This is a genomic window from Inquilinus limosus MP06 (assembly GCF_000767795.1).
Lineage (GTDB): Bacteria > Pseudomonadota > Alphaproteobacteria > DSM-16000 > Inquilinaceae > Inquilinus > Inquilinus limosus_E.
Window position 1 is genome coordinate 1 of record NZ_JANX01000178.1, and the last position, 10,362, is coordinate 10,362.

General features: G+C 69.9%; 7 protein-coding genes and 1 pseudogene. 1 reads left to right on the forward strand and 7 read right to left on the reverse strand.

Annotated features, from left to right (window positions below; genetic code table 11):
* The 3 genes and pseudogenes from P409_RS40120 to ppdK form a co-directional block, all read right to left on the reverse strand.
* Nucleotides 1-217, reverse strand: a pseudogene (locus P409_RS40120) (DUF1194 domain-containing protein); the annotation flags it as partial.
* The gene (locus P409_RS15545) at nucleotides 214-1,131 is read right to left on the reverse strand and encodes an alpha/beta fold hydrolase (protein WP_034838681.1); all 918 of its coding nucleotides are present in this window, start codon (nucleotides 1,129-1,131) and stop codon (nucleotides 214-216) included. The gene P409_RS15545 and the pseudogene P409_RS40120, both read right to left, overlap by 4 nt.
* A 6-nt stretch (nucleotides 1,132-1,137) precedes the next feature.
* The gene (gene ppdK, locus P409_RS15550; RefSeq protein WP_034838685.1) at nucleotides 1,138-3,813 is read right to left on the reverse strand and encodes a pyruvate, phosphate dikinase; all 2,676 of its coding nucleotides are present in this window, start codon (nucleotides 3,811-3,813) and stop codon (nucleotides 1,138-1,140) included.
* A gap of 670 nt (nucleotides 3,814-4,483) precedes the next feature.
* Here ppdK and P409_RS15555 point away from each other — a divergent pair.
* Nucleotides 4,484-5,824 (forward strand): metal-dependent hydrolase family protein, encoded by a 1,341-nt coding sequence (locus P409_RS15555; protein ID WP_034838690.1) that lies wholly within the window; start codon nucleotides 4,484-4,486, stop codon nucleotides 5,822-5,824.
* 251 nt (nucleotides 5,825-6,075) lie between these two features.
* Here P409_RS15555 and glyS read toward each other — a convergent pair whose 3' ends face one another.
* From glyS to P409_RS15575, 4 genes are all read right to left on the reverse strand, one after another.
* On the reverse strand, nucleotides 6,076-8,178 hold the full coding sequence (gene glyS, locus P409_RS15560; RefSeq protein ID WP_034838693.1) for a glycine--tRNA ligase subunit beta: 2,103 nt from the start codon (nucleotides 8,176-8,178) through the stop codon (nucleotides 6,076-6,078).
* 1 nt (nucleotide 8,179) lies between these two features.
* Nucleotides 8,180-9,061, reverse strand: coding sequence for a glycine--tRNA ligase subunit alpha (locus tag P409_RS15565; protein ID WP_034838697.1), 882 nt, complete (start codon nucleotides 9,059-9,061; stop codon nucleotides 8,180-8,182).
* A 100-nt stretch (nucleotides 9,062-9,161) separates the two neighbouring features.
* Nucleotides 9,162-9,386 (reverse strand): hypothetical protein, encoded by a 225-nt coding sequence (locus P409_RS15570; protein ID WP_034838702.1) that lies wholly within the window; start codon nucleotides 9,384-9,386, stop codon nucleotides 9,162-9,164.
* Nucleotides 9,387-9,394: 8 nt separating this feature from the next.
* The gene (locus P409_RS15575; protein WP_052120706.1) at nucleotides 9,395-10,228 is read right to left on the reverse strand and encodes a S49 family peptidase; all 834 of its coding nucleotides are present in this window, start codon (nucleotides 10,226-10,228) and stop codon (nucleotides 9,395-9,397) included.
* Nucleotides 10,229-10,362 lie beyond the last annotated feature (134 nt).

The following is a 10,362-nucleotide window of genomic DNA, read 5'->3' on the forward strand; positions in this document are numbered from 1 at the left end:
AGGCGGCCGCGTGGCCGCGCAACTGGAAGTCGAGCGCGCCAGTGGTGATGCTGGCCGAGGCGTCGACCAGCAGGACCAGTTCGAGATCGACCGGCTGCTTCTCCGGCGCGGGCTCGGCTGGAGGCTGCGGCTCCGGCGCCGAAGTCTGTGCCGCGGCCAGCAACGGCCGGGCCAGCAGCGCGCCGGCGAGCCAGCCGGCGAAATGCCGCCGCCTCATGGCGTCAGCGTCGCCAGGAAGTCGTCGGCGTCGCGCCAGAAGGCGCTGCGGATGTCGTCGCGTTCCATCAGGATCTCGTGCCGGGCGTCCGGGTAGACGCTGACCCGGCACTGCGGCAGCAATCGGGCGACCCGCCGGGCTGCGGCGTTGTCGACCAGCCGCTCCTGCCCGGCCAGCAGCATCAGCACCGGCACCCGGATCGACGAGGCCTCGCGGGCAATAAACGCAGAGGAGCGGAAGGCGGCGGCCAGCCAGCCCCAGGTGATGCCGGAGACGCGGTACTCCGGATGGTCGCGGAACCAGTCGGCCTGGATGCGGTTGCGCACCGGGTCGCTGGACAGGAGCCGCCGCGGGTCGAGCAGACGCTGCGGGTCATAGCCGCCTTCGCCCGGGGCATAGCGACGGCCGCGGCCGAACGAAGCCGCCACGGGCGACAGCAGCCGCGCCACCCGCTGCAGCGCCGGCACCGCGATCGGCACCACCATCGGCGCGGTCAGGATCGCGCCGGCGGCGAGGCCGGGCCGAGCGGCCAGAAGCCGCAGCGCCAGATGCCCGCCCATGGAGTGGCCGAGGATGACCAGCGGCCCCTCCCCCGCCGGCCGCACCACCTGGTCGATCAGCCGGGCAGCATCCTCCACCAGCGGATCGAAGCTGTCGTAATGGCCCGTCTCGTCGCCCAGCGGGGTGCGCGACGACAGGCCCTGGCCGCGCCAGTCGAAGCCGAAGACGCGAAAACCGCGGGCGATCAGCTCGCCCGCGGTCTCGCGGTACTTCTCGATGAACTCGCTGCGGCCGTTCAGGATCAGCACCGTGCCGCGCACCCGCCCCTCCGGCTCCGGCCACGCGCCCCAGCGCAGCCGCGCCCCGTCCGGCGTCGTCAGGACATCGGTGCGGAGCGCGGCGGCGAGGTCCACCGCGCGCTACTCGGCCTTCACCTCGGCCTTCAGCGCCGCCTGCGCCGCGGCCAGGCGGGCGATCGGCACCCGGTAGGGCGAGCAGGAGACGTAGTCGAGCCCGACCGATTCGCAGAAATGGATCGAGGCCGGGTCGCCGCCATGCTCGCCGCAGATGCCGAGCTTGATGCCCGAGCGGGTCTTGCGGCCGCGCTCCGCCGCCAGCGATACCAATTCGCCCACCCCGTCGCGGTCGAGGGTGACGAAGGGGTCCTGCTCCAGGATGCCGGCGCGGGTGTAGTCCGGCAGGAAGGTGCCGGCATCGTCGCGGCTGATGCCGAAGGTGGTCTGGGTCAGGTCGTTGGTGCCGAAGGAGAAGAACTCCGCCGTCTCCGCCAGCTCATGCGCCCTGAGGGCGGCGCGCGGCAGCTCGATCATGGTGCCGACCAGGAAGTCGAGCTTGATGCCCTTCTCCTGCTCCACCGCGGCGGCCACCGCCACGATCGCGGCCTTGAGGATGTCGAGCTCCTTCTTCGAGAAGGCGAGCGGGATCATGATCTCCGGCGTCACCGTCTCGCCGGACGCGGCCTTGACCTCGGCCACGGCCTCGAAGATCGCCCGCGCCTGCATCTCGTAGATCTCCGGGAAGGAGATGCCGAGACGGCAGCCGCGATGCCCGAGCATCGGGTTGCTCTCATGCAGCTGGGCCGTGCGGTGCCGCACCCGGCCGAGATCGACGCCGGCGGTGCGGGCCACCTCCTCCAAATCCTCCTCGGTCCGCGGCAGGAATTCGTGCAGCGGCGGGTCGAGCAGGCGGATGGTGACCGGCAGGCCCTTCATGATGGTGAACAGCTCGACGAAATCCTGCCGCTGCATCGGCAGGATCTCGGCCAGCGCCGCCTTCCGCGCCTCCACCGTCTCGGCCACGATCATGCGGCGCACGGCGGTGATGCGGTCGGCTTCGAAGAACATGTGCTCGGTCCGGCACAGGCCGATGCCCTCGGCCCCGAACTTGCGCGCGGTGCGGGCGTCGAGCGGGGTCTCGGCATTGGTGCGGATCTTCATCCGGCGGACCTCGTCGGCCCAGCCCATGAGGGTGGCGAAGTCGCCGGACAGCTCGGGCTGCACCGTCGGCACCTCGCCCTTCATCACCTCGCCGGCGGCGCCGTCGATGGTGATGACGTCGCCGGCCTTCAGCGTGACGCCGCCGACCGAGACGGTCTTCGCCTTCGGGTCGATGCGCAGCTCGCCGGCGCCGGAGACGCAGGCCCGGCCCATGCCGCGGGCCACCACCGCCGCGTGGCTGGTCATGCCGCCGCGGGTGGTCAGGATGCCGGCGGCGGCGTGCATGCCGTGGATGTCCTCGGGGCTGGTCTCCTCGCGGACGAGAATCACCTTGTCGCCCATCTGGGCCAGGGTCTCGGCCTCGTCCGCGGTCAGCACGATCTTGCCGGAGGCCGCGCCGGGCGAGGCCGGCAGGCCCTTGGCGATGACCTCGCGCTTGGCCTTCGGGTCCAGCGTCGGGTGCAGCAGCTGGTCCAGCGCCTGCGGCTCGACCCGGCGCACCGCTTCGCGCTGGTCGATCAGCCCGGCCTCGGCCAGCTCGACCGCGATGCGCAGCGCCGCGGCGGCGGTGCGCTTGCCGTTGCGGGTCTGCAGGATGTAAAGCCGGCCCTGCTGGACCGTGAACTCGATGTCCTGCATGTCGCGATAGTGGCTCTCCAGCCGGTCGCGGATGTCGCAGAGCTGCCGGAAGGTCTCCGGCATCGTCTCCTCCATCGACGGCAGGTCGCTGCCCGCCGCCTCGCGCGACACCTTGGTCAGGTTCTGCGGCGTGCGGATGCCGGCGACCACGTCCTCGCCCTGGGCGTTGACCAGGTACTCGCCGTAGAAGGCGTTCTCGCCGGTCGACGGGTTGCGGGTGAAGGCGACGCCGGTGGCGCAGTCGTCGCCCATGTTGCCGAACACCATGGCCTGCACGGTCACCGCCGTGCCCCAGCTGGCCGGGATGTCGTGCAGCCGGCGATAGGTGATGGCGCGCTGGTTCATCCAGGAGCCGAACACCGCCCCGACCGCGCCCCAGATCTGGTCCTTCGGGTCCTGCGGGAAGGGCTGGCCGAGATCGGTCTGGACCACGCCCTTGTAGCGGTCGACCAGGGTCTTCAGGTCAGCGGCCGTCAGCTCGGTGTCGAGCGACACGCCGCGCTCGCGCTTGATGCCCTCGAGCTCGTCCTCGAAGCGGTAATGCTCCACCCCCAGCACGACGTCGCCATACATCTGGATGAAGCGGCGGTAGCTGTCATAGGCGAAGCGCTCGTCGCCGGTGCGGGCGGCGAGGCCCTGGACGGTCTCGTCGTTCAGGCCGAGATTGAGCACCGTGTCCATCATGCCCGGCATCGAGGCACGGGCGCCCGAGCGGACCGAGACCAGCAGCGGGTTCGCCCTGTCGCCGAACTTGGCGCCGACGATCCCCTCGATCTGGGCCAGCGCCGCCTGCACCTGACCGTCCAGCTCCTCGGGATAGGAGCGGCCGTGGTCGTAGTAGTACGAGCAGACCTCGGTGGTGATGGTGAAGCCGGGCGGCACGGGCAGCCCCAGGACGCTCATCTCGGCGAGATTGGCCCCCTTGCCGCCGAGAAGGTTGCGCATGTCGGCGCGGCCGTCAGCCTTGCCGTTCCCGAAGCCGTAGACCCATTTGGTCATTTCGTTCTTCTCTCCGCCTTGGCGTTCGTGGGAGATGATTGAGTCGGATCTTAGACCCGAAACGGCGAAAGCGGTACGCCGGCCCCGGACCGGGCATTCGGACGGAGGACGGGCACATAGCCGCCTTCCAGAGCCGTTGCGGTCGGAATCATCGTACCTCCGCCTCGATCCAGCGCAGGGGGAACAACGGTTCGATCCCCGTGCGTGTTCCGTGTCTTGCAGCGCAGCGAGGCCACGAAGTCAAGCACGGAGAAACGGCGGAATTCCTCATAGTTTTATAAGCTTGCGACGCAACATGGTTGATTTTCCAACTGCTAAGGGCGGAGAGGGAAAGCCGCGCACATTTGATAAGCGGGCTTACGTTATAAAACAGTGTTCGCCGTCCCTGGTCCGGACGCACCAGGACCTCCGATTTTCCTGGAAGCACGAATGAATCGGTCCGTTCTCCCTTCGCGAAGGAAAGCGCCTCGCACCGACGCGGCGGAATGCCACGGCCGCCGCCGTTCGGCGACGGGTCCGTGGTCCCGCTTTGGCCACGAAGGGACGAGCAATCGGCCTGCCGTCCCAAACCGGTTGGTGCAGCCCCGGCTTCAACGAAAACCCGCCCTAGAAACCAGTGGAGCGCAGCGGACAGCCCGCCTATCGTCGCTGGAAGGGGGAGGAAAGTCTCATGAATCGATTCGCACTGGCCGCCGCCGCTGCCATCCTGTCGGCGAGCCTGCCGCTAGCGGCGCAGACTGCGCCCGATGGGCCGAAAGTGACCTTCATCCATGCCGGCACGCTGCTGGCCAAACCCGGCGAGAGCCCGCGCGGTCCCAGCACCATCATCATCCGGGGCGACAAGATCGCCGAGCTGCGCGACGGCTATGCCGAGGCGGAGCCGGGCGCCCGGGTCGTCGATTTGAAGGACCGGTTCGTGATGCCAGGGCTGATCGACATGCATGTCCATCTCTGGGGCATCGGCGGCGACCCGGTTGCCGACCGGATGACCGACCTGAACCGCGATGATGTCGACGACATGCTGTACGCGATCGCGAATGCGCGGGTGACACTGGAGGCCGGCTTCACCACCGTGCGCGATCTCGGCGGCGACGCCCGCGGCATGCGGGCGCTGCGCCAGGGCGTCGAGAACGGCGTGATCGCCGGCCCCACGGTGGTGAATGCCGGCAATGCGATCTCGGTCTCGGGCGGCCACGCCGATTCCACCAACGGCGTTGCCGGGATCTATGCCGAGGCGCTGCACCAGCACAACACCAACACCTGCGACGGCCCCGACGACTGCCGCCGTGCAGTGCGCGAGCAGGTGGCGCTGGGCGCCCAGGTGATCAAGTACATGTCGACGGGCGGCGTGCTCTCCAACGTCTCGGGTGGCCTGGGCCGCGCCATGACCGACGAGGAGATGAAGGCGATCGTCGACACGGCGCATGGCCTGGGCCGCCGGGTCGCGACCCACAGCCACGCCGCCGCCGGCACCAAGGCGGCGATCCGGGCCGGCGTCGACACCATCGACCACGGCACCTTCCTGGATGACGAGGCGATCGCGCTGCTGAAGGAGCACGGCACCTGGCTGGTCCCGACCATGATCGCCCCGGTCACGGCGGTGGAACAGGCCAGGGCCGGCGTGCTGCCGCCGGCGGTGCTGCCGAAGGCCGAGGAAGCGGCGGCCGTCGCCTTCGCCAGCCATTCCAAGGCCATCGCCGCGGGCGTGAAGATCGCCTTCGGCACCGACACCGGCGTGTCGAAGCATGGCGAGAACGCCCGGGAGTTCGCGCTGCTGGTGAAGGCCGGCCTGTCCCCGGCGGACGCGCTGAAGGCGGCGACGGTCAACGCCGCCGAAGCACTGGGCCGCAATTCGATCGGCGTGATCGAGGCCGGCAAGGATGCCGACATCATCGCGGTCGCCGGCAGCCCGTTGGACGATGTGACGCGGATGGAGTCGGTCGACTTCGTGATGCGTCATGGCGTCATCCACAAGGCCGACGGCCAGCGGCAGGCCTTCCCGGAGAGCTGAGAGACCGTCCGCAAATGCTACTGGTGCGGCCGTCTGGCGGCGGTTTCTCCGCTTCCGGTGCTCACGCACCAAATGTGCGCTGCGCTCCGGTTCTCGAAACCACCGCCAGCCGACTCACACCAGCGCATTTCCAAACGGTCTCTGAGCGATAGCAGTACCGTATAGGTTGGTTCGCGCATGCGAACCCAACGCCGGGCGGGTGGATGGATGTTGGGTGCCTTGGCGAACCCAACCTACGCCGAATTCGCGCCCTACCCTTCCACCTTCGAGAAGTCGGCGACGGCGTCCATCGACCGCGCCAGATCCTCCAGCAGCGCCAGGCGGTTCCGGCGCTGCGCCGGGTCCGGGTCGTTGACCAGCACCGCGTCGAAGAAGGCGTCGACCGCGGGGCGCCAGCCTGCCAGCACAGTCATCGCCCCGGCGAAGTCGCCGGCGGCCAGCGCCGCGCGCAGCGGCTGCGCATCGGCCTCCAGCCGCTCGAACAGCGCCCGCTCCTCGGCCATGGCGAAGCGCGCGGCATCGACCGCGCCGAACTCCTCCACCCCGTCCTTCTTGCGCTCGATCCGGACGATGTTGCCGGCCCGGCGATACGCGGTCAGGAGATTGGCACCGTCCTCGCTGCCGAGGAAGGCGGCCAGGGCGTCGACCCGGCCGAGCAGGCGCAGCAGGTCGTCCTCGCCGCCGACGGCGAAGACCGCGTCGATCAGGTCGTGGCGCACACCCTTCTCGCGCATCGCCACCTTGAGGCGGTCGGCGATGAAGGACAGCAGCTCCTCGACCACCACGGCCTTGTCGCGCAGCCCGTCGACGCGATAGGCGTCCCAGGCGGCGCCGAAGGCAGCGCGCAGCGGCAGGGCGATGCGATTTTCGATCACCAGCCGGATCATCCCCAGCGCGGCACGGCGCAGGGCGTAGGGGTCGCGGCTGCCGGTCGGCTTCTCATCGATGGCGAAGAAGCCGGCCAGGGTGTCGAGCTTGTCGGCCAAGGCCACGGCGATCGAGACCGGCGCGGTCGGACAGCGGTCGCTCGGCCCCACCGGCTTGTAATGGTCGGCGATCGCCTCGGCGACGTCCGTAGGCTCGTCCTGGGCCAGGGCGTAGTAGCGGCCCATCAGCCCCTGCAGCTCCGGGAACTCGCCCACCATCTCGGAGGTCAGGTCGGCCTTGGCCAGCCGCGCGGCGCGGTCGGCCCGGGCCGGATCGGCGCCCAGCTTCGGCGCCAGCCAGGCTGCCAGCGCCGCCATGCGCTCGACCTTCTGCGCCACGCTGCCGAGCTTCGCATGGAAGATGATCGGCTCGAGGCTCTTCACCCGGCCTTCCAGCGGCGTCTTGCGGTCCTGGTCCCAGAAGAACTTGGCGTCGGACAGGCGGGCGCGCAGCACCCGCTCATTGCCGTCGATCACCGTGGCGCCGCCATCCCTGGTCTCGGTGTTCGCGACCACGGCGAAGCGCGCCGCCAGCTTGCCGTCCGCGTCCTGCAGGGCGAAGTAGCGCTGATGGGTGCGCATCGAGGTGACCAGCACCTCCTCCGGCACCGCCATGAAGGCGTCGTCGATGCCGCCGATATAGGCGACCGGCCATTCGACCAGCCCCGCCACCTCCTCCAGCAGGCCCGGATCGTCGCGCAGCGTCAGGCCGGCGGCCTTGGCCTGGGCCTCGACCTGCTCGCGGATCAGCGCCTTCCGCTCCTCGCGGTCGAGCACGACATAGGCGGCGCGCAGCTTCGCCCGATAGTCGTTGAAGCCGGTGACCGTGATCCGGCCCGGCGCCAGGAAGCGATGGCCGACGGTCGAGTCGACCGCGGCCTTGGCGCCCTCGCCCGAGCCGTCGATATCCGGCTTATGCAGGTCGTAGCGGAACGGCACCAGCTTGCCGTCGAACAGCGCCAGCACATGGTGCAGCGGGCGCACCCAGCGCACCACCTCCTCCGCCGCGCGCATCGATTTCGGCCAGGGCAGGCCGAGGATCGCCTTGCGGATCACCTCCGGCAGCAGGTCCGCGGTCGGGCCGCCGGGGATGGTCAGGGTGGCGAACCAGATCTTGCCCTTGGGCGTGTCGCGCTGCTCGCACTGGTCGAGCGTCAGGCCCGTCGCCTTGAGGAAGCCCTCGATCGCCTGCTGCGGCGCGTCGACCTTGGGGCCCTTGCGCTCCTCGGTTACGTCCGGCCGCACCGCCGGCAGGCCGTCGACCACCAGAGTGAGACGCCGCGGCGTGACGAAGGCCTCGGCCCGGTCGAAGGCCAGCCCGGCCGCCTTCAGCGCGTCGGTGACGAGGGACTTCAGGTCCTCCGCGGCCCGCGCCTGCATGCGGGCCGGGATCTCCTCGGAGAAGAGTTCGAGCAGGAATTCGGCCATGTCACGCGGCGTCCAGCCAGAGTCGGCAGCAGGCCCGGGCGAGGTCGCGCACGCGGCCGATATAGGCAGCGCGCTCGACCACGGAGATCACGCCGCGGGCGTCGAGCAGGTTGAAGGTGTGGCCGGCCTTGAGGGCCTGGTCATAGGCCGGCAGCGCCAGGCGGCGTTCCAGCAGCGCCTTGCACTCCTGCTCCGCATCCTTGAAGTGCTGCAGCAGGATCGCGGTGTCGGCGTGCTCGAAATTATAGGCCGAATACTCGCGCTCGGCCCGCAGGAACACGTCGCCATAACGCTTGGCGCCCGGCGTCTGCGGGTCGTTGAACGGCAGGTCGTAGACGCTCTTCACGTTCAGCAGGTACATCGCCAGCCGTTCCAGCCCGTAGGTCAGCTCGACCGGGACCGGGTCGCATTCGATGCCGCCGACCTGCTGGAAATAGGTGTACTGGGTGACCTCCATGCCGTCGCACCAGACCTCCCAGCCGAGGCCCCAGGCGCCGAGCGTCGGGTTCTCCCAATCGTCTTCGACGAAGCGGATGTCGTGCACCGCCGGGTCGATGCCGAGGGCATAGAGGCTCTGCAGATACAGGTCCTGCGCATCCGCCGGCGCCGGCTTCATCAGCACCTGGAACTGGTAGTAATGCTGCAGCCGGTTCGGGTTCTCGCCATAGCGGCCGTCCTTCGGCCGGCGCGAGGGCTGGACATAGGCGACGTTCCACACCCGGTCGGGGCCGAGCGAGCGCAGCGTCGTCGCCGGGTGCGACGTGCCGGCGCCGACCTCCATGTCGTAAGGCTGCAGGATCAGGCATCCCTGGGCGGCCCAGAAATTCTGCAGCCGCAGGATGATCTCCTGGAAACTCTTCGGGGGTGGGGCGACCGTCGGCATGTCTCGGCTGGCGCTGAAGGAAGGCCGCGCACCATAGGGCGCCGGGCGGGAGGCTTCAAGCAGCGCGGGGTGTCAAACGGCCATGAACGGCCGGGAAGCATCACCCCTCGCAGCGGTGGCTCAGCCCATCGGCGTGATAGGCGCCGCAATTCGGGCAGCGGACCAGATCCTCGGCGCCCTTCTGCGCCTTGCGGGCACGGTGCTGCTGCGACAGCGCATCCCGTCGCGCCGCCGTCTCGCGGGCGACGCCGACGCGGCGTGCCACGCCCATCAGCCAGAGCACGCCGACCACGAGGGCGATGGCGACGAGAAGCTTGCCGAGCATCGGAATCCTTACAGCCCGTAGCGGGACCAGAGCAGCCGATCCTCCACCGCGCCGACGGCGCTGTCCACAGCGGCGGCGGCCAGGGTGTCGGCCCGGGTCAGCCGGCGCAGCCAGCCGGTCTGCTGCTGCACCGGCTTCAGCCGAACCTTCGGCCCGAACTTGGCGCGCAGCACGGCATGGGCATGGCCGATGCCGTCGGCGAGGCCGAGGGCGCGGCCCTTCGCGCCGGTCCAGAACTCGCCGGTGAACAGGGTGGCGTCATCCGCCGTCAGCCGGCCGCCGCGCCGGGCACGGATATGGGCGATGAAGGCGGCGTGGATCTCGCGCTGCAGTTCCTCCAGCTTGGCCACATCCTCCGGCCGCTCGGGCTGGAACGGGTCGAGGATCGATTTGCGGGTGCCGGCGGTGTGCATCCGGCGCTCGACGCCGATGCGCGCGATCGCGTCCTGGAAGCCGAAGCCGGCGGAGATCACGCCGATCGAGCCGATGATCGAGCTGTCATCGACCCAGATCTCGTCGCCGGCGCAGGCCAGCCAGTAGCCGCCCGAGGCCGCGACGTCCTCGACGAAGGCATAGACAGGGACCTTTTTTTCCTCCGCCAGGTCGCGGATGCGGCGCGCGATCAGCGAGGACTGCACCGGCGACCCGCCAGGCGAGTTCACCAGCAGCGCCACCGCGGCCAGCTTCTTCGGGGCGAAGGCGGCGGCGATCGGGCGGGCCAGCTTCTCCATCGACAGGCCCTGGGCCAGCAATCCGCGCCCGCCCCCGATCACGCCGCGCAGCGGCAGCACGGTCACCAGCGGCCCGTCGCCGCGGCCGAGGAAGGGAAGTCGGAGGCCCATGGAAACGCTCTCGATCGGTTGTCGTCGGCAGGATATGGGCCGCCACGGCTCGATTGCAAAAGGTCCGGTGCCTCAGAGCGCCAGCGGCGCCGCGTCGCGCAGCACCGCCTGAGCCGCCGAGGTGTAGCCGCCAT